25 protein-coding genes and 1 pseudogene are annotated in these 19,085 nt (G+C 40.5%); 21 read left to right on the top strand and 5 right to left on the bottom strand.

Annotated features, from left to right (window positions below):
- The first annotated feature begins 1 nt into the window (after window position 1).
- From yihA to C7E02_RS03785, 9 genes are all read left to right on the top strand, one after another.
- The gene (yihA, locus tag C7E02_RS03825) at window positions 2–592 is read left to right on the top strand and encodes a ribosome biogenesis GTP-binding protein YihA/YsxC (RefSeq protein ID WP_005339770.1); all 591 of its coding nucleotides are present in this window, start codon (window positions 2–4) and stop codon (window positions 590–592) included.
- A gap of 328 nt (window positions 593–920) precedes the next feature.
- Window positions 921–1,616 carry a UMP kinase gene (gene pyrH, locus C7E02_RS03820; RefSeq protein WP_005331308.1) on the top strand — a complete coding sequence of 232 codons (696 nt, stop codon included), beginning with the start codon at window positions 921–923 and terminating at the stop codon, window positions 1,614–1,616.
- Between the two features lie 18 nt (window positions 1,617–1,634).
- Window positions 1,635–2,186, top strand: a complete 552-nt coding sequence (gene frr / locus C7E02_RS03815) for a ribosome recycling factor (protein ID WP_005339772.1) — start codon at window positions 1,635–1,637, stop codon at window positions 2,184–2,186.
- Window positions 2,187–2,376: 190 nt separating this feature from the next.
- The gene (locus C7E02_RS03810; protein WP_288165522.1) at window positions 2,377–3,087 is read left to right on the top strand and encodes an isoprenyl transferase; all 711 of its coding nucleotides are present in this window, start codon (window positions 2,377–2,379) and stop codon (window positions 3,085–3,087) included.
- Between the two features lies 1 nt (window position 3,088).
- The gene (locus C7E02_RS03805; protein ID WP_005339774.1) at window positions 3,089–3,895 is read left to right on the top strand and encodes a phosphatidate cytidylyltransferase; all 807 of its coding nucleotides are present in this window, start codon (window positions 3,089–3,091) and stop codon (window positions 3,893–3,895) included.
- Window positions 3,896–3,929: 34 nt separating this feature from the next.
- Window positions 3,930–5,072, top strand: coding sequence for a 1-deoxy-D-xylulose-5-phosphate reductoisomerase (locus C7E02_RS03800; protein WP_005339775.1), 1,143 nt, complete (start codon window positions 3,930–3,932; stop codon window positions 5,070–5,072).
- A gap of 9 nt (window positions 5,073–5,081) precedes the next feature.
- Window positions 5,082–6,113, top strand: coding sequence for an RIP metalloprotease RseP (rseP, locus tag C7E02_RS03795; RefSeq protein ID WP_005339776.1), 1,032 nt, complete (start codon window positions 5,082–5,084; stop codon window positions 6,111–6,113).
- Window positions 6,114–6,204: 91 nt separating this feature from the next.
- A complete protein-coding gene (locus tag C7E02_RS03790; protein ID WP_005331292.1) occupies window positions 6,205–6,666 on the top strand; it encodes a GNAT family N-acetyltransferase in 462 nt (153 codons plus the stop codon).
- A 16-nt stretch (window positions 6,667–6,682) separates the two neighbouring features.
- Complete coding sequence (locus C7E02_RS03785; RefSeq protein WP_105308840.1) at window positions 6,683–7,855, top strand: ATP-binding protein; 1,173 nt, start codon at window positions 6,683–6,685, stop codon at window positions 7,853–7,855.
- A 130-nt stretch (window positions 7,856–7,985) separates the two neighbouring features.
- Here C7E02_RS03785 and C7E02_RS03780 read toward each other — a convergent pair.
- The 4 genes and pseudogenes from C7E02_RS03780 to C7E02_RS03765 all read right to left on the bottom strand — a co-directional run.
- Window positions 7,986–8,372, bottom strand: a pseudogene (locus tag C7E02_RS03780) (peptidoglycan-binding protein); the annotation flags it as partial.
- A 62-nt stretch (window positions 8,373–8,434) separates the two neighbouring features.
- Window positions 8,435–9,922 (bottom strand): recombinase family protein, encoded by a 1,488-nt coding sequence (locus tag C7E02_RS03775; protein ID WP_105308839.1) that lies wholly within the window; start codon window positions 9,920–9,922, stop codon window positions 8,435–8,437.
- 187 nt (window positions 9,923–10,109) lie between these two features.
- Window positions 10,110–11,444, bottom strand: a complete 1,335-nt coding sequence (locus C7E02_RS03770) for a DUF4041 domain-containing protein (RefSeq protein WP_105308838.1) — start codon at window positions 11,442–11,444, stop codon at window positions 10,110–10,112.
- 80 nt (window positions 11,445–11,524) lie between these two features.
- On the bottom strand, window positions 11,525–12,151 hold the full coding sequence (locus C7E02_RS03765; RefSeq protein WP_105308837.1) for a helix-turn-helix domain-containing protein: 627 nt from the start codon (window positions 12,149–12,151) through the stop codon (window positions 11,525–11,527).
- Window positions 12,152–12,293: 142 nt separating this feature from the next.
- Between C7E02_RS03765 and C7E02_RS03760 the strand changes: the two genes are divergently transcribed.
- Window positions 12,294–12,497 carry a helix-turn-helix domain-containing protein gene (locus C7E02_RS03760; protein ID WP_021840551.1) on the top strand — a complete coding sequence of 68 codons (204 nt, stop codon included), beginning with the start codon at window positions 12,294–12,296 and terminating at the stop codon, window positions 12,495–12,497.
- 312 nt (window positions 12,498–12,809) lie between these two features.
- Here C7E02_RS03760 and C7E02_RS03755 read toward each other — a convergent pair whose 3' ends face one another.
- Window positions 12,810–13,238: a hypothetical protein gene (locus C7E02_RS03755; protein ID WP_105308836.1), complete on the bottom strand. Its 429-nt coding sequence runs from the start codon at window positions 13,236–13,238 to the stop codon at window positions 12,810–12,812.
- A gap of 97 nt (window positions 13,239–13,335) precedes the next feature.
- Here C7E02_RS03755 and C7E02_RS03750 point away from each other — a divergent pair, with 97 nt between their 5' ends.
- From C7E02_RS03750 to C7E02_RS03705, 11 genes are all read left to right on the top strand, one after another.
- Complete coding sequence (locus C7E02_RS03750) at window positions 13,336–13,515, top strand: hypothetical protein (RefSeq protein WP_105308835.1); 180 nt, start codon at window positions 13,336–13,338, stop codon at window positions 13,513–13,515.
- Window positions 13,516–13,527: 12 nt separating this feature from the next.
- Window positions 13,528–13,713 (top strand): hypothetical protein, encoded by a 186-nt coding sequence (locus C7E02_RS03745; protein WP_105308834.1) that lies wholly within the window; start codon window positions 13,528–13,530, stop codon window positions 13,711–13,713.
- A gap of 21 nt (window positions 13,714–13,734) precedes the next feature.
- Window positions 13,735–13,878 (top strand): hypothetical protein, encoded by a 144-nt coding sequence (locus C7E02_RS19160; protein ID WP_158682973.1) that lies wholly within the window; start codon window positions 13,735–13,737, stop codon window positions 13,876–13,878.
- 21 nt (window positions 13,879–13,899) lie between these two features.
- The gene (locus tag C7E02_RS03740; protein WP_105308833.1) at window positions 13,900–14,082 is read left to right on the top strand and encodes a hypothetical protein; all 183 of its coding nucleotides are present in this window, start codon (window positions 13,900–13,902) and stop codon (window positions 14,080–14,082) included.
- Between the two features lie 14 nt (window positions 14,083–14,096).
- Window positions 14,097–14,489 carry a hypothetical protein gene (locus C7E02_RS03735; RefSeq protein WP_105308832.1) on the top strand — a complete coding sequence of 131 codons (393 nt, stop codon included), beginning with the start codon at window positions 14,097–14,099 and terminating at the stop codon, window positions 14,487–14,489.
- A 135-nt stretch (window positions 14,490–14,624) separates the two neighbouring features.
- The gene (locus C7E02_RS03730; RefSeq protein ID WP_105308831.1) at window positions 14,625–14,921 is read left to right on the top strand and encodes a phosphoenolpyruvate carboxykinase; all 297 of its coding nucleotides are present in this window, start codon (window positions 14,625–14,627) and stop codon (window positions 14,919–14,921) included.
- Between the two features lie 58 nt (window positions 14,922–14,979).
- Window positions 14,980–15,375, top strand: coding sequence for a hypothetical protein (locus C7E02_RS03725; RefSeq protein WP_105308830.1), 396 nt, complete (start codon window positions 14,980–14,982; stop codon window positions 15,373–15,375).
- Between the two features lie 12 nt (window positions 15,376–15,387).
- Window positions 15,388–16,128, top strand: a complete 741-nt coding sequence (locus C7E02_RS03720; RefSeq protein ID WP_105308829.1) for a hypothetical protein — start codon at window positions 15,388–15,390, stop codon at window positions 16,126–16,128.
- A gap of 78 nt (window positions 16,129–16,206) precedes the next feature.
- Window positions 16,207–17,037 (top strand): DUF4373 domain-containing protein, encoded by an 831-nt coding sequence (locus C7E02_RS03715; RefSeq protein ID WP_105308828.1) that lies wholly within the window; start codon window positions 16,207–16,209, stop codon window positions 17,035–17,037.
- On the top strand, window positions 17,030–18,766 hold the full coding sequence (locus C7E02_RS03710; RefSeq protein ID WP_105308827.1) for a hypothetical protein: 1,737 nt from the start codon (window positions 17,030–17,032) through the stop codon (window positions 18,764–18,766). The genes C7E02_RS03715 and C7E02_RS03710 overlap by 8 nt, the downstream gene beginning before the upstream one ends.
- Window positions 18,767–19,072, top strand: coding sequence for an RNA polymerase sigma factor (locus tag C7E02_RS03705; RefSeq protein WP_021840563.1), 306 nt, complete (start codon window positions 18,767–18,769; stop codon window positions 19,070–19,072).
- Window positions 19,073–19,085: the final 13 nt, after the last annotated feature.

Raw genomic sequence — 19,085 nt, 5'->3', positions numbered from 1 at the left:
GATGGTCATTAAAAATGTAAATCTTGAAACAGTATGTGGAATTACAAGTGTTCTGCCAAAGAATACAAAACCGGAGATCGCATTTGCGGGAAAATCAAATGTAGGAAAATCATCGCTGATTAATGCGTTGATGAACCGGAAATCTTATGCAAGAATTTCAGCGACTCCGGGTAAGACACAGACGATTAATTATTATAGTATTAATGATGAAATGTATCTTGTTGACCTTCCGGGTTATGGATACGCAAAAGTGTCTGAACAGGAAAAAATTAAATGGGGACAGTTGATTGAACGTTATCTTCATAGTTCTGCACAATTGAAAGCAGTATTCCTGCTGATTGATATCAGGCATGCACCATCTGAAAATGACAGAATAATGTATCAGTGGATTGTTGATCAGGGATTTCATCCAATCATTATAGCAACGAAACTCGACAAGATTAAAAGAAGTCAGGTGCAGAAGCAGATGAAAGTGCTAAGAGAAGGGCTGAAATTGATTCCAGGGACAACGATCATTCCATTTTCTTCTCAGACTAAGCAAGGAAGAGATGAAATCTGGGATATGGTAGAAAATCAATTTCTAAATCAATAATCACTAGGATATTCCTTTTTACAGATGCTTATGATATAATATACAAAGATGTTGTCTGCCTGTGAGTAAAGTGCCAGATGACAGAAATGATCGAAACAGATCATACAGCTCAAGAATGCCTCGGCATTCTTGCTGCGAGGTGCGCGTCATGCGCTTGCATGACATACTTCTACTGCGCACCTCCGCAATCCTGCCGGAGGCTATATCAGCTGGGGGATTGACTCCTACCACTGATACCAGCTTGTTTCTCACCCTATAGAGGTGGGAGTCATCTCCCGGCTGATATAAAAATGAACTGTATGAAATGTAGCGCAAGGAGTAATGAACTATGAAAAGAGTATTGTTAAAGCTCAGCGGGGAAGCTCTCGCCGGGGAGAAAAAGACAGGATTTGACGAGGCAACATGTATTGGAGTTGCAAAGCAGGTAAAACAGCTTGTTGACGACGGTGTTCAGGTAGCAATTGTAACAGGTGGAGGTAATTTCTGGAGAGGAAGAACCAGCGAGACAATTGACCGTGTAAAGGCAGATCAGATTGGAATGCTTGCAACAGTTATGAACTGTATTTACGTATCTGATATTTTCCGTTTTGCAGGAATGGAGACAGAAGTATTTACCCCGTTCGTATGCGGTGCATTTACTACATTATTTTCAAAAGATAAAGCTGTGGAAGCATTGAATCAGGGAAAGGTTGTTTTTTTTGCAGGAGGAACCGGGCACCCGTATTTTTCTACAGATACAGGTGCTGTACTTCGTGCTATTGAGATTGAAGCAGATGCAATGCTTCTGGCAAAGGCAATCGATGGAATCTATGACAGTGATCCAAAGGTAAATCCACAGGCAAAGAAATATAACGAAATTAGTATTCAGGAGATTATTGACAAAAAGCTGATGGCGGTAGATCTGACGGCTTCTATTATGTGCCTTGAGAATAAGATGCCGATGCTTGTATTCGGACTGAATGAGCCGAACAGCATTGTAGAGACAATGAGTGGAACATTTACAGGAACAAAAGTGACGGTATAATAAGGAGGATATAGCAATATGAATGAGAAATTAAAAGTATATGATACAAAGATGCAGAAGACAATGGATAGTCTGGACAGTGAGATGGGAACGATTCGTGCAGGACGTGCCAATCCGAATGTGCTGAACAGAATTATGGTAGATTATTATGGAACACCAACACCAATCCAACAGGTAGCGAACGTATCTGTTCCGGAACCGAGAATGATTCAGATTCAGCCATGGGAGAAGAGCATGCTCAAAGTTATCGAGAAAGCAATCATGGTTTCTGATCTTGGTATCAATCCGACAAATGACGGAACTGCTGTAAGACTGATCTTTCCGGAACTTACAGAAGAACGACGTAAAGAGCTTGTAAAAGATGTTAAGAAAAAAGGCGAGGCGGCGAAAGTTGCAATTCGTAACATCCGTCGTGATGGAAATGATGCATTTAAGAAGCTGAAAGGTTCTGATGTTTCTGAAGACGAGATCAAGAATCTGGAAGATGAACTTCAGAAGATGACGGATAAGTATGTTAAAGAGATTGACCGTGCTGTTGAAGTAAAATCAAAAGAAGTTATGACTGTATAGTCTGGAATGAAAAGAAGAGGGCAGCCCCGGCAGATATGCAGGAGGGGTCTGTCCTCATTTAATGTTGATAAGATTTAATGTTGATAAGAAAAAATTTTCACAGAAGAATGCCGAGGCATTCTTGAATGTTGAAATATATTTGTGTCAGATTTGAAATGTGTGAGATAATTTTAGTCAGCAGGAGGATAATATTATGAATATACCACAGCATGTTGCGATTATTCTGGATGGTAACGGACGCTGGGCAAAGGCAAAAGGAATGCCGCGTAATTATGGGCATGCACAGGGAAGTAAGAATGTAGAGAAGATTTGTGAAGAAGCATGGTGCATGGGAATAAAATATCTGACCGTATATGCTTTTTCTACTGAGAACTGGAATCGTCCAAAAGAAGAAGTAAATGCTCTGATGAAGCTGCTTCGCAATTACATGAAAACCTGTCTTAAGACAGCAGCGAAAAATGATATGAAAGTCCGTGTAATCGGAGATATTACAAAATTGGATGAAGATATTCAGAAGAGAATTCTGGAGCTTGAAGAGGCAACGAAAAATAATGGTGGATTGAATTTTCAGATTGCAATCAATTATGGAAGCCGTGATGAAATCACAAGAGCGGTACGCACGTTGGCTGAAGATGTAAAAGAAGGAAAACTTATGCCGGAAGAAGTGAATGAGGCATGTATAGAAAGGTATCTGGATACACACGATATTCCAGATCCTGACCTTCTGATTCGCACAAGTGGAGAGCAGAGATTGTCCAATTATCTTTTGTGGCAGCTTGCTTATACAGAGTTTTATTTTACCGATGTTCCATGGCCGGATTTTTCCAAGCAGGAATTGGAGAAGGCAATTGAACAGTATAATCGCAGGGACAGACGCTATGGCGGCGTGAAGGAGGAATAAGATGTTTAAGACAAGGCTCATAAGTGGAATTATACTGGTGATTGTGCTGATCGCGACAGTCGGAACTGGAGGAAATGTTCTTTTTGGTCTGCTTGCGGTTGTCAGCCTGATTGGATTGACAGAATTATATAAAGTGATAGAAGTTCAGAATAAACTTTTAGGATTTGCAGGATATCTGGCAACAGTGGCCTATTATGTACTGCTCTATACTGGGAATCTTCAGTATATGACACTTTTTACGATTGTGTTTTTAGTATTAGTTATGGCGGTATATGTATTTACATTTCCAAATTACAGATCTGAACAGGTGATGACTGTATTTTTTGGAGTGTTTTATGTAGCAGTAATGTTGTCCTACATTTATCAGACACGCATGCTGGAAGATGGGGACATAGTTGTATGGTTGATTTTCTTAAGTTCCTGGGGCTGTGACACTTGTGCGTATTGTGCCGGTATGCTTCTTGGAAAGCACAAGATGGCACCAAAACTCAGCCCAAAGAAATCTGTAGAAGGTGGTATTGGTGGCGTACTGGGGGCTGCGCTTCTAGGAGTGTTATTTGCATTAGCTGTGAATCAGTGGGCAGGAGCACAGGCAGGAGTTCTGGAATACGCAATCATTTGCGGAGTCGGTGGAATGATTTCACAGGTTGGAGATCTGGCTGCTTCTGCAATTAAAAGAAATCATGAGATTAAGGATTACGGAAAATTGATCCCGGGACATGGTGGAATTCTGGACCGGTTCGACAGTGTAATATTTACAGCTCCGATTATTTATTATCTGACCATGGCGCTGGCGGGGAATTTGTAACGAGAAATCATATGATATATTAAAAGGTGGTAATATGAAGAAAATAGCAATTCTGGGTTCTACAGGTTCCATTGGAACACAGACACTGGAAGTCGTAAGAGAAAATGGAGATATCGAGGTACTTGGTCTGGCAGCAGGAAGTAATATTTCGCTTCTGGAAGAGCAGATAAGGGAATTTCAGCCAAAACTTGTAGCTGTCTGGGATGAGAAAAAAGCAGCAGAATTAAAAATAAAAGTACAGGATCTGGATGTAAAAATCGTAACTGGTATGGACGGACTGATTGAAGTATCAGTTATGGAAGAAGTGGAGATACTGTTGACAGCTGTTGTTGGTATGATTGGAATCCGCCCGACGGTTGAGGCAATTAAAGCAGGAAAAGATATCGCTCTCGCAAATAAAGAGACATTGGTAACTGCGGGACATATCATTATGCCACTGGCAAAAGAAATGGGGGTTTCCATTCTTCCGGTGGATAGTGAGCACAGTGCCATTTTCCAGTCACTTCAAGGCAATAAGATGAATTCGATCCATAAGATTTTATTGACAGCTTCTGGTGGACCGTTCCGCGGGAAAAAACAGGAAGACCTTTTGAATATTCAGGTAGAAGATGCGCTAAAGCATCCGAATTGGGCAATGGGACGGAAAATTACGATTGATTCTTCAACTATGGTCAATAAAGGTCTGGAAGTCATTGAAGCAAAATGGCTTTTTGGAGTGGAGGTGGATAAAGTACAAGTCGTTGTACAACCGCAGAGTGTCATTCATTCTATGGTGGAATATGAAGATGGCGCAATTATTGCACAACTTGGTACACCAGATATGAAACTTCCAATTCAATATGCACTTTATTATCCTAAGCGCAGGTATTTGCCGGGAGACAGGCTGGATTTCTGGCGCATGGGAAAACTGGATTTTGAAAAGCCGGATATGGATACATTTTACGGACTGGCACTGGCTTATGAAGCGGGAAGAACAGGGGGATCGCTTCCAACTGTATTCAATGCGGCAAATGAAATGGCAGTCGGACAATTTTTGAACAGGGAGATTAAATATCTGGAGATTATAGAGATTATAGAGGATTGTATGAGAGCACATAAGAATATTGAGAACCCGACACTTGACCAGATTCTGGAGACAGAAGCTGAAACTTACGTACGAATCAAAAGCAGGAGGTAATCGTTAGATTTGGGTATTATATTTGCAATCTTAATTTTTAGTTTTATTGTGTTCTTTCATGAACTTGGACATTTTACACTTGCAAAGTTAAACGGCATTGATGTACAGGAATTTGCTATTGGCATGGGTCCGACATTATTTTCAAAAGAATACAAAGGGACAGTTTACGCTGTACATTTGTTGCCAATCGGTGGATTTTGTGCAATGGGCGAAGACGATGAAGAGACAGAGTCACCTGGAAACTTCAATAAAAAATCTGTATGGGCAAGAATTTCAGTCATTGCAGCGGGACCGATTTTTAACTTTATTATGGCATTTGTTCTCGCTGTAATTTTGACAGCAATGGTCGGATATGATAAACCAGTTATCTCGAGTGTAGAAGAAGGATATTCTGCGGCAGAGGCCGGCATACAAGAGGGAGACACCATTGTTCGGATGGGTGGAAAGAAGATTAATATTTTCCGTGAGATTACTTATTATAATCAATTCCATCAAGGAGAGACTGTGAAAGTAACGTATCTCCATGATGGAGAAAAACATACAGCGACATTAGTACCGAAGATGGATGACGAACTTGGATATTATCGTATCGGAATCAGTGGAGGTGGAAATACAAAAGCAAATGCATGGACATCTGTTCAATATGGTGCGTACGAAGTTAAATTCTGGGTATGTACTACATTTGAAAGTCTAAAACAACTGGTGACAGGAAACGTAGGCGTCAAACAATTATCCGGTCCAGTGGGAATCGTAAATATGGTAGATACAACTTATAATGAAAGCAAGTCATATGGTGTATTTATTGTAATAGCACAATTCCTTAATATTGGAATTCTGCTATCGGCAAACTTAGGGGTCATGAATTTATTACCATTACCGGCATTGGACGGAGGACGACTGGTATTTTTACTCATAGAGGCGATCCGTAGGAAACGGATTCCACCGGAGAAAGAAGGCTACGTGCATCTGGCAGGCATGGCACTTCTAATGATTTTGATGGTAGTAGTGATGTATAACGATATTGCCAGAATTTTCTTTTAATTGTAGTTGGGGACGGGGTTTTTTTGAAAAACCCCCGTCCCCAACTGAAAAATAACTTGTCCCAAATTGAAATTGTGTATGAGGTGTTGAATTGGAGTATACAAAAGCGACAATTGATGATATGGAGGAATTCTATGATCTTGTTCAAAATACGATTCAAGAAGTTTATCCAAAGTACTATCCGGAGGAAGTGGTAAGGTTCTTTAGCCAGCAGCATTGCTGGGAGAATTTGGAACGTGATCTTGAAGAGGAACGCATTTATATCCTTCAGGATGGGGAGTGTGTGATTGGTGCCGGCAGTTTTGAGGGCAACCATATTACTCGGGTCTTTGTGAGGAAAGATTATCAGAGACATGGCGTTGGCAGTCTGATTATGCAGCGGTTGGAAGATGTGATTGCCAGAGAATATGAGTCGGTACGTCTGGAGGCTACGTTGCCTGCAGTAATTATGTTTGAAAAGAGAGGGTACCGTACAATCCGCCATGAAAAGTGGACTGTGAGAAATGGGGCAGTGCTTGTGTATCCTGTGATGGAGAAAATATTGCGTAGATAAGAGGACATAAGGGAAAATGAAGACGATTACTATAGAAGATGTAGAGAAGAAAGATATAAATCAGGTCACAATTTTGGATATCCGTCCGGAGGATGCTTACTGTAGAGGAACCGTTGAAGGTGCAATCAATATTCCGATGCGGGAAGTGGACAATCGAAGAGATGAGATTCCGAGAGATAAACCAGTATATGTACTTTGCCACACTGGGGAGTGGAGTGCTTATATAGTAAATATGCTGGAAGAAGCAGGATATGAGGCGTACAATATTGAAGGTGGATATCGTTCTTTTCTACGTATGATGCTTGGACGTTTTGTGGAAAATGAGACAGTCATGGCTGAAAAACAGAAGGATATTGAAAAAAGTATTATTAAAAAGTTCCGTAAATCTGTCTGGTGCAAATTTACGAAGGCAATTCGGGAGTATGAACTTGTAAAAGACGGAGATAAGATTGCTGTCTGTATTTCTGGTGGAAAAGATTCTATGCTTATGGCGAAACTTTTTCAAGAGCTTAGAAAACATGGAAAAGCAAATTTTGAGCTCGTCTTTCTTGTAATGAATCCAGGATATAATGCAGATAACTGGAAGATTATTCAGGATAATGCAAAAGTCCTTGGAATTCCGTTAACAGTATTTGAAAGCAATATTTTTGATACTGTAGCAGACATTGACAAAAATCCGTGTTATCTCTGTGCAAGAATGCGCAGAGGTTATCTTTATTCACATGCGAAGGAGCTTGGATGTAATAAGATTGCATTAGGACACCATTATGATGATGTGATTGAGACGATTCTGATGGGAATGTTATACAGTGGGAAGATTGAGACAATGATGCCTAAACTTCATAGTACGAACTTTGAAGGTATGGAGTTGATTCGACCAATGTATCTGATTAAAGAGGCGGATATTATTGGATGGCGAGATTATAATCAATTAAATTTTATCCAGTGTGCATGCAGGTTTACAGAAAATTGTGCAACCTGTGGCGGAGGACGTGGTTCCAAACGTGATGAAATGAAAGAACTAATCGCGCAGTTCAGAGAAGAAAGCAATCTGATTGAAAAGAATATTTTCCGAAGTGTTCATAATGTAAATTTAAGAACAATCATTGGATATCACAAAGATGATGATATTTACAATTTTCTTGATGACTACGATGAACGTGGAAAAAAGAAACATGAAAAAATGTAATTATTCTGTCAGTTTGAGGGTTTCATGTGATACAGGAGAACATACCTGTATCACATGAAAATTTAGATAATATAGTTCCTAAGTCATCTCAATATATTTTATTCTTTGGTGATGTATTTAGCCATCTAAGCTAATTTAATTCTGCAATTCTAGATACTCCAACATATATTTCTGAGATTTTATACCATGTTTTATAATCAACAATTCCAGTCACTGGAAGACCGAAGATTAACTGGAATTTTCGTACAGCAGCTTCAGTGGCAGGACCGAAGATTCCATCTGCATCAATCTTAGGAATTGCTGGATAGGCATCAGATATAACAAGGAGTTGCTCCTGCATCTGGCGTACCTTGTCACCGGTGGAACCGATACTTAAGTCGTAACCCGGCCAGGACGATGGAATACCGGAAATTGCACTGGCAGTGTTAATATACATGTCATCACCGTAGTAGTAACGCAGAATTTGGATAGGAGTATAGCCTTGATCACCTAAGGTCTTTGAGCCCCACTGTGTCAACCTTTTTGCTACAACGTATAAAGAACCCGCAAGCCCTTATTTTACAGTGGTTTGCGGGTATTTTACAGATATAAGAAATAATAGATTTTCAGAGAATCTTGTTCTCGGTTGTAGACAATTTTGTCCACGATCTGTTTTAATGCTTCGTTCTTTTGTGCTGCAGTAAAAGAATCTGAGACTAGGATATCATAGACGCCCTGCACCCTCAACAGCATGTTGGCAGCAGGATTCGGCGTATCTTTTGGAGCATTGTCTTCCAGTTCTTTTAATTGTTCTTCCAAGTGTATGCGTTCTTTCTGAAGCAGTGCTTTATTCGCTTTATATTCCTCCAGAGTATCAATTCCCTCACGGTAAGAAGCTTTGATTCGTTCTTCTTTTCCGGAAAGACTTTCCAGACGACTGGTTAATATATTTTTCTCATTGGAGACTTCTATCGGCTGACGTTCTTTTAAGGTGTAAGAAATGTTGCCGGAGCTTAGAGATTCCTTGACGCAGGCAAGGACCTCTTTCTCCAGGACAAGGGAACTGATTCCATGTGGTTTCTCACATTTTCCTTTATGATATCCATAGCAAGAGAAGTAGGAGTATTTCTCGCCGTTCGCACGTTTCATGGTGGCAGCAGTCAATGTGCGTCCACATGTAGGACATTTCAGTAATCCGGATAGCCAGTGTTTATATGTAGAAGAGGGGCGTTTCCCGGAAGGTCTGTAGGTTGTTTCGAATCGTTTCTGTGCTGCATCAAATAATTCCTTTGTAATAATTGCCGGCTGTTGTCCTTTTGTGACGATCCATTCATCTTTATCCTTGATTCTGTTCGTACTGTTTTCTGTCCGGTTCCACCGAATCATACCGCAGTAGGAAGGATTCTGAATGATGTACTCAATAGATCTCCGCTCAAATGGTTTGCCTTGTGAGGTCTTAAGCCCAAGATTGTTCAGGCGTCTTGCAATATCAAAAAATCCGATTCCTTCATTCGCATACCAGTTAAATATCATGCGCACGATTTCTGCTTCTTCCGGGATAATTACCGGAGGCTTGCCATGCTCCACGACCTTGTATCCGAGTGGCGGACGGGCCTGGTATGCTCCACGGGTCGCATTTTCTTTCATGCCCCGGAATACCTCACCGGAAAGACGGATAGAGTAGTATTCGTCCATCCACTCAATAATACGCTCAATCAGAGAGCCGAAAGGATTATCTGAAAGAGGTTCGGAGATGCTCACGACTTCTACGTTGTGTTGCTTCTTGAGAAGAGACTTGTAGACAATGGATTCTTCCTGGTTCCGGGCAAATCGTGAGAACTTCCATACCAGGATCAGATCTACCGGGTGATCAGAACCCTTTGCAAGTCCGACCATCTCCTGGAAGCCTGGACGCTTTTCAGCTTTCCGGCCGGAGATTCCAAGGTCAGAGAAAATCTTAAGGATTACAATATTGTTCCTGGTAGCATACTCCCGGAGAAGATTCTCCTGAGAATCCGGAGAGATTTCTTCCTGATCGTGTGTAGATACGCGGATATAGCCATAGGCATATCTTAATTTACTCATCATATCACCTTCCTTAGTATATATGTGCGACGTCGCACAAATTTGCGTATAAAAATAACAGCCAAGCACAGAACAACAGTTCCGCTTGCAAGACTGCTCCGAAAATGATACAATATGACTTGAACAATCAGATATAGTATATCTTCGGATATGCGAGCCACCCTGAGCCAACGGGGTGGCGATTTCTATTTTATTTATACATTTCTTGTTGCATCTTCAAACTTATTCTATACTGTTCTGCATCTGGAACATCAATAAATTCCACTGTTTTATCAAAGTTTTTCTTTACAACATCTTTTATTTCATCAAGAGTTACGTGGAAGAATTCTCTACGCGTATTAACCATATTGAGTTTTCTGTCCTCAAAAGCTTTATGCAGTGCTGTTTCCAACGCTGGCGCATCATCAGAGAAAATCATAGCATGTACATCAAAGTTAAATGGCACAGATGCATCGCCAAGTTCATCAACGCGATCTTGTGGGTCCAATCGTCTTGTCATGCCGATCTTGTAAATATCTGGACCAAATGCTCCGATGTTGGATATTACGTATACATATCCAGCTCTTTGGTTTGCTTCTCTGTAATCAATATCTTTCATTGCTTTATCGATATCCTGCAATTGATTTTCGAGTTCAGACTTCTTAGCTAAAAGAGCAGAGTCTTCTGGAGATTGCTCTAACTGTTTCAGGATATGGTCATAAGCTGTTTGATAGTGAGTTTGTTCTTTTTCAATCTTTTTCCTCTGAGCTTCGATTTCTTTTTGAAGTCTGGCAGCTTCGCGAAGTTCTGCACGGGCAGCTTTTTGAGCTTCTTTTTCTTCCTGTTTCTTTTGCTGATATTCAAATGCTAATCGAAGTTCTTCAACTTTTAAATTCAAATATGCAGATTTTATGGAAATATCCATAATTGTTCCAAGCTTCGAAATAGACTCTGCGGATTTGTAAATTCGGTTCAACGATGCATCATAGTTAGTATATTTTACGTTAGATATAAGATCATCGCATTCGGTGTTAAATGCCCGAAGTAAAAGCTTTTGCGTGTCATTAACCATTTTCCGTCCTTTAGAGAGGCTATCATTTACCCGCCAATTTGTATTTCCAGTTACAGCATCTTTATTTTTTATAAGAGTCTTTTGCTTTGCACGTATCTCAGCCAATTTATCTTTATAGTCAAGAGCATTTGCAAAGCTATAATGTGGACGGTACAATCCAAACTCTTGAACAAGAATTTCATCGTCCAAATCTATAATCTGCTTTTCGCGGTTCCTTATCTCGTTATCCAGATTCTCAATATTAGATACACGGCGCGAAATGTCAGCTTCAATATCTTTTATGTTGCTTTCCAAAGATGATTTTTGAGAGTTGAGCTTGTCTATAAGTCCGTGAAGTTTTTGCGCATCTTGCATTTCTGGTGTGAGTAAAGATTGCGCATGATTTAACTCTCCCTGTAAACGTGCATTTTCTTGTTTTAGTTCTTCAATTTCATTTTTAAATTGTCCAGTTTTAAAAATATCACCAATTCCCATATTTTTCTCCTTCTTTAGTAGAGTGAAAATAAGTAAGTTTAAATAAGTTTTTATATAAACACCAAAGCGATTATATATGTTTAAAATTTTCGACGAAGCTCTACGACTTTACCAATAATCTTCACCGGTTTTTCGTCAATCTCTTCCCGGCTAAAATACATCGGTTCATAATTAGGATTTAATGAGATAAGAGCAATACTGTCTGCATACTTCTTTAGTCTCTTACACACACCATCATTCCCGTTCACAAGAGCAATTACAATCTCGTCGGATTCCGCATCATCCTGTCTTTTTACAATTACAGTATCTCCATTATGAATATCCGGCTCCATCGAATCACCGCTGATTCGAAGTCCGAAGAACTCACCGGTCCGTGCCAGTTCCTCGGGAATTTCTTCTTCGTCGATAACATCTTCAATTGCCTCCAGTGGAATGCCTGCAGCAACTCGACCATATATTTTAATTTTGATACCTTCAGATAAACTTGATTGATCAACTGAGGTTCCATCAAGTCCCATTAATATACCAGGAGCGGTATTTAAAACTTTTGCAAATGCAATAATTTTAGATTGAGGAAGATCTATGACGCCTTTCTCGATTTTAGCAATCATACTTTTATCGGCATAACCCATTTTAGAAGCCAAATCGGATTGAGTCATATTTAATTCAATTCTTCTTGATTTTATATTTTTATACAGTTGTAACATTCATTCACCTCATTTCATAATCCTACAATAGCATATGATTGAAAATAATTCAACATTTTTGTGTAAATAGGTTGACAGAAATGCAACAGAGTGATATAAAAGAGGTAGTTGAATTAAATGCAACTAGAAAGGAGTGGATAAAATGCCGGATATAAAGATGCTAAAGGATAAAATAACAGATAGTGGAATGACAGTAAAAGCAGTTGCTGAAAAATCAGGTATTTTGAGAGAAACATTATACAATCGACTTAAGGGAGTGGGCGAATTCACGGCTTCGGAAATAGTATCGTTGTCAAATGTTTTGAATTTATCTCAAACAGAACGAGATGATATTTTTTTAAAATAAAAGTTGAATAAAATGCAACTTAAATAGAGAAAGAGAGGTGAGTAAGGTGAGAGACGATAAAAAGAAACTGCCAAAGATAACGGCTTCAGACGTAGGAATAGCACTTTCAATATTTTTATTACTTTTTCAGTTATTTTGCCATGTTATACTCCCAAGATTGACTTAACAAAATCAATTACTTCGGAATGATGAATGTGGGAGGTGAGTAGAGTGTGGACATTAATATTATATGTTTTATAGCTGTAATGATTATAGCAATAGTATGTGGAAGCGTTGAAATTAAAATGAAGCCTCCGCATTGGAAGCTTCAAGTTACATGGATTGCTCTGATGGAAGTATTAGCTGTTCTCCTTTTAATAAACAGGCTAATGATTTAGCTATGCTATTAAAAAGTTTGAGAGCACCGTCCCAATCGTCGCAATCAATTTTATTATTCAAATCGTCAAGAAATGGCCATAAAGATTGTGGAGTATAAGCATATATGCGGAAAAAACTTTCTGCACATTCCTTACGTGCCGGAGCGCTCGGGCGGGAAACACATCTACCAACTTTGGTGATAAACTCTTCGATTGTTGAAACAAGAGCATTGTTGTAAGCATCAGAGTGTTTTTCCTGAATATCAAGTTCACGCAGTTTAAGTTGATGACGATTAGAAAGAATTGTTGTAATCGCAGGACTGATGATAGAAATAGCCAAAGCAATCCATGCAGCGGTAGCACTCCAATCAATTTGATGTTCCATAAAAAAGACTCCTTTTATAAATACTCGGCATGGTAGTGCCTGTATCTAAAGTATAGGAGAGATTGAGGAAAGATGCAATAGAAGAGAGGTGGACGAAATGAAGCGGTTATGTCCAGTATGTTTTGCGGAATTACCCGCACAAGCAAATTACTGTCCGATATGCGGAAAATGCATGAGAGATGCCGTGGAGCAGATTAGTCAGTATATAGGAGAAGCGCCGATAACAACAGTAGTTGAAATAAAGGATTGTGCGATTCGCATTGGCATGAAGAAATAGGAAGGTGAGTAGATGAAACTGAGAAAGATAATTGGCTGGATACTAGTTTTTACGCCATCGGCATTAATAGAAGCTATAAGTATTTTGCCTAATGCCATTGGAATGATGATATTAATTTTTTTATTATTTCTTGGCGTATTCACAATTGTGCGAAAAGGATTGCATCTCATAGCAACAAGTACAAACCGTACCACATAACTTATAGAAGAGGTGGTGGAATTGAAACATTTTAACATTGTAGTAATTAACGGAGAAGAAAAAGAAATTTCTTCTCTTTCCAAGGAAGAACGGCAGAGGTTGGTAGACGAATGGAACCGGCGGGCGCTGGAGCAACTTGGATATAAGCGAGAGAAAACCGCTTAAGCGGTAGGAAGGAGGACAAGCTTGAGAAAAAGAAAATCAACAAATATGGTACTGAGAGATGATGCACCATGGGAAGTCAGGCGTAGGATTCACCAGTTGGAAAGAGAGCGATATGTTCTTTGCATCAAAAGTTTAATTATTCCAGATGTAATGCTGGCACTGGCAGCAGTCTTTGTCATTATGTGCCGTATTTCGATTGGGTAGAGGAGGTGTAAATCATGAATGATATCGCGAAAGAGGCGTTGTTTCGAAGATGTGCAGATCAGTGTGATACGACCGAAATGATGTCAAGAGATATGGTCGGGTATCAGACTGAATTTGAGGAGTTTCAAAGACTTCACAGGGAGATCGAAGATGCAGATCTTGAGGACGAGTACCAGGAGTGGAGAAAAGCTAACGGATACATAAAATGGGAGGAAATACGTGAAATCCCGAAGTTGTTGACGAAAGAAGAATTTGAGTCCGAGCTGGAGAACATTAAAAAGGTATTGGAAGAACATAATTTCAGCTCACAGTCTTCCAAAATATATTATTTGATCGGTTGGATCACTGCTGGACCGACAATTCATACGCCAGATCAGTTGAACCAGATATTTGCTCTGGCAAATTAAAAATGAGTGCTCACAAAAGCCCGGCAAGGCTGGAGCACTCGGTAAAACAACCAATTTTATTATAGGAACAGAAAGGCGGTCAGTCAATGATTATAAGAAATTCTATGGCAGCAGTCCGCATTGAGGTGATCGTAAATGGCTAAAAAGCTGTGGAGCGTGTTCACGAAAGACATGACGCATTGTTATTTCACGGGGACACCGAGCTGTCACAGGCACCATATATTTTACGGACCATACAGAAAGAAGTCTGAACAATATGGTTTCATAATTCCCATAGCATACTATCTACATGAGCACGAAAAAGACAGCGTTCATGAGAATCCCAATCACGGGTTGGATCTGCAGCTCAAGCAGATGGCACAGCGGTACTGGGAGGAACATTATGGAACCAGAGAAGAGTTCATTCAGACTTTCGGAAAGAACAGATTGTAAAGAACATCTGATATAAAGTCAGAGTTTTTAATAAATTACACAGGAGGTATGTTAAGCAATGAGACACTTTAACCTGGAAACATTTGCGGGCGGTGAACTCAGCAGACAGATCAACCGAGATATTGAGGCGGTCATGAGAAATGTTGTTGATCCGAACACAGATGTGAAAGCCAAGCGAAAGATCACTGTCACGATTGAGTTCAAGCCAAATGAGCAGAGGAACTTTATCACGACTAATGTGAATTCGAAGCCAACACTCGCACCGGCGCTTGGAGCTGTTACAGCGCTGGGCGTTCAGCAGGATTTGACGAGCGGAGCAATTGATGCGGCAGAAATCGGAAGTAAAATGCCTGAAGCAACTGTAAAGGTCGAGGGTAAGACCGTGGATACAGAGACAGGCGAAATCATGGAAAAAGGCAGCAAAGTAGTAGATCTTAGAAAGAGAGAAGCATAAGGAGGACTTAAGATGATGGAAGGATTAAAAGAAGCATTACAGTATATTACAGGTCTGAAGGCAGAGAGCATGGAGCCGAAGTTATTGGAGATTAATGGTGAGACGTATTGTACCAAGGACCTTACCAGATATCATAACTTTCCAATGGCAAGAGATTTGTCTGTAAATACATTAACAGCACTGGTGGATTATATCAAAGGAAAGCCGGAAGAGTTAAGAGAATCTTCCATTCTTCATGTAGTGAGTCCAACAAGGGTTCTTTTATTCTCAGGACTTATTGATGAGAGGAACAGAGAGACATTGATGACAGCAAGCGCAATTGTGAATGAGTTCCGGTTTGATGATTATTATGACCAGGAGCGCTTCCTGATTGAGCTGCAGGCGAACTTTGTAGATAATATAGACTTGACTACAATCATGCAGGTAGCCGGCAATATCAAATCCGGAACAACGGCTAATTATTCCGATGATGGTGTATCTCAGAAGACAACCATCAAATCAGGTGTGGAACTGGCAGATGTGATCGTGCCGAATCCGGTCAGGCTCAGACCGTATCGTACATTTGCAGAGATTGAGCAACCGGAGAGTTCCTATGTATTCCGCATTAAGGACAGCGAGAGAGGACCACAGTTCAAACTGGTCGAAGCTGACGGCGGACTGTGGAAGAATGTGACCATGAAGAAAATCAAGGAATATCTGGAATATGAACTTTCCGAGGAATTAAAGGAGTATCACATTACTGTGATTGCGTAGGTAACAGCACCTTAGGTTTTTATTGTATCACGAATAACTCCCTGTACGGGCAGTGCAGGGAGAAAAGGAGAATAAGAAGTGTCAGGACGACCAAAACAGGGGATAGATTACGCTGGTTGGTCGGTTGATATATTTGACGGAGACAAGAAGATAGACAAGCTCTTGGACGCAAAAGGCTGGAAAGGCTTCGGGATATATTTCTTTTTATGTCAGAGAGCGTACAGGGTAAATGGATATTTCTATGAATGGGGCTATGACGACTGTGCAACGACTGCAAGGAAGATGGGCGGCGGCATCAGTTCCGGTACAGTGAAAGAAACTGTGGACTACTGCTTGCAGGTGGATCTCTTTGATAAGAGGTTATTTGACGAGTGGGGAGTGCTTACCAGTAGAGGTATCCAACGGCGTTTCTGGACAGTATTGTCAGAACGACGGAATAAAACTGTATATAGTGAATATTGGCTTTTGAAACCCGAAGAATGCAAAGGCTTAGTTAAAGTCAACCTTTTTTCAAATGTGCAACCGACAAATGACCATTTGCAGGGTACAGATAATGATTCGCCCCCTATAAAGGAAAGTAAAGTAAATAAAAAAATATATATAGCGTTTCAGCCGGAAGTGGAACAGGCTTTTCAGTTGTACCTGCTTGTCCGTGAAAATAATTATGGATCCATCATTCCGGAACAGGTGGAGGCTCTAAGGGAAGAACTTGTGTCATTAACGAGCGATCCGGGAAAGCAATTAACCATTGTAAAGAAAGCAACTTCATGGGGAACGAAAGGTTTTGAGGATACTGAGAAGAAAACGAAGAGCCGGAAACCTCAGAAGTCAAGATTCAACAATTATACCGGTCGTGATTATGACATGAACGCATTGGAGCTACAGATGCTAGGAGGAAACAATGAGTGAGATTGAGAAAAAGGAAGAGTGGTATCTGAATATTGATTATCGGGAAGCAAAAGAGATTATCCGGAATAAGCTGCAGGGCATGACACAGAACTTTATCGGAATCGGATTTTATCTCAGACAGATCAAGGAATCAGAAGGCTTCCGGAAAGACGGATATGCAAGTGTTTACGAATTTGCTGAAGACCAATATGGCATCAAGAGATCTACAGCAATCCGCTGGATGCAGATGAATGAGAAGTTCTCCCAAGGAGGATATAGCCCATTCCTGGATAGCGGTTATAAGGATTTCGGTAAGAGCCAGCTCCAGGAAATGTTATATCTGGACAGTGAGCAGTTGGAGGAAGTAAAGCCAGAAATGACAGTCCGGGAAATCAGAGAGATTCGAACACCGGATCCGGAACCCGAAGAGCAGCTTCCCGGTCAGATGAGCGTGGAAGATTTTCCGGAAGTTCTGCCGGAGCAGGAAGAAAAGACAAAAGTAGAACTGCAGAAGCCGACAGAAGAAGTATGGGAATACTTAAATGCATTTGCAAGAGGATTTATAAAACTTCGCAAGAATTGGTTCCTGGAGAACTATCAGAACAGAGTTATGGATGTGACTACAAGTCCTATACTGATCAGACAGGAATTCTGTGAAGGGAGAAGCAGAACTCATTATTTTGAAATTAGAGAAAAATCAGCATTTATTAATCTCTTTGATGATTATATCCAGGTTTTTTCGGTAAATTGTGACTATCTGGGTGACTACGACTGGTTCTACCTGGCAGCAGCCATACAGTCCATGTGGAATGTAGTCGCAATAGAAGAGGCACAGCAGAAGATTGAAGAACAGCCGAGTGAGGAAGTGTGCGACGTCGCACAATCGGAAAATACAGATTGCAAACCAGAACAGTCAAGCTGTCCTCCAGGACAGACAAGTTGTCCGAGAGAGAACTGGGGAACTTCAGACGAGGACCAGTTACAAGGATGGAGAGAATGCGCAGCTTGCTGGAATCATTACAAGAAATTGCATGAGCATGATGAAGAGATTCCCAAAGAGGAAAATGTGGGAATTGAAATTCCTCAGGACATAATGGAAGAAGTAACAGAGCCTGTGGAGGATTATCAGGAGATTTCGGAAGAAAATGAACCGGTCATTGTGGAACAGCCGGAAGGTATTGCAATTGTTGATGCTCCATCAGAGCCAGAGTTGTACGAAGAAGTATCTGAGAAGACCGATATCGATATTGCAAGGGAAGAGAATCAGAAAGCCCGGATGTATCTGGAGATGGCTGAAAAAGAATTCAGTCAAAATGATATCAGAGTCCGGAAGCAGAAGATATTAGTTGCAGCACTGGCAGGATATATCCATGATCTGGATATGGTATTGAATCCTCCGGAAGAACCAGAACAGCCGGAACTTCCAAAACTCAAGAATAACGACCAGCGGAAAGAATGGCTAAATAACTATAAAGAATGGGGATTATGGTACCGGGATGAAAATATAGATGTGAATTATTACAAGTATGATTTCGATGATGGCAGCAGGCTGGTGGTAGCAGAGTATCCTCAGAGAGAACAAGCTTGGAAATGTGTACCTCGTGATGAGCATTATTATCACCTATTGGAAAAAGGGAGAAGAAAAGCAGGTACCACAGATGAAATTTATGATCATCAGTATATACAATATGCAGACAGTGAAACGTATTTGGTGGAATTTCTTAAGAATTTGCAGAAGGGAGAGAAGTAGATGACTCCGGCAGAAAAACAGGAAGTAATCTGGATGTTTCTAGACCAAGGACTTACAAAGAAAGAGATTGCAGAAAGAACAGGCATTCCTTATGGAACAGTATATATGCATGCAAAACGGAAGCGAGAGCATGATGAGGCAGATATGACTGGAGATAACTCTGACCGTCATAAATGCAGGACATGTCAGTATCGCCATAGTGATGCAGGCGGTTGTGATTACTGTATCCATACCGGTAGGGAACGTGGTTGTGACGTGGAAGTATGTGATAAGGCAGTGGTAGGAGAAAGATTGACGAAGAAATAGGAGGAGCTGAGAT

The sequence above is a fragment of the Dorea sp. Marseille-P4042 genome (genome assembly GCF_900290215.1).
Lineage (GTDB): Bacteria > Bacillota > Clostridia > Lachnospirales > Lachnospiraceae > Dorea > Dorea formicigenerans.
This window is presented reverse-complemented; position numbering and strand designations above follow the sequence as displayed.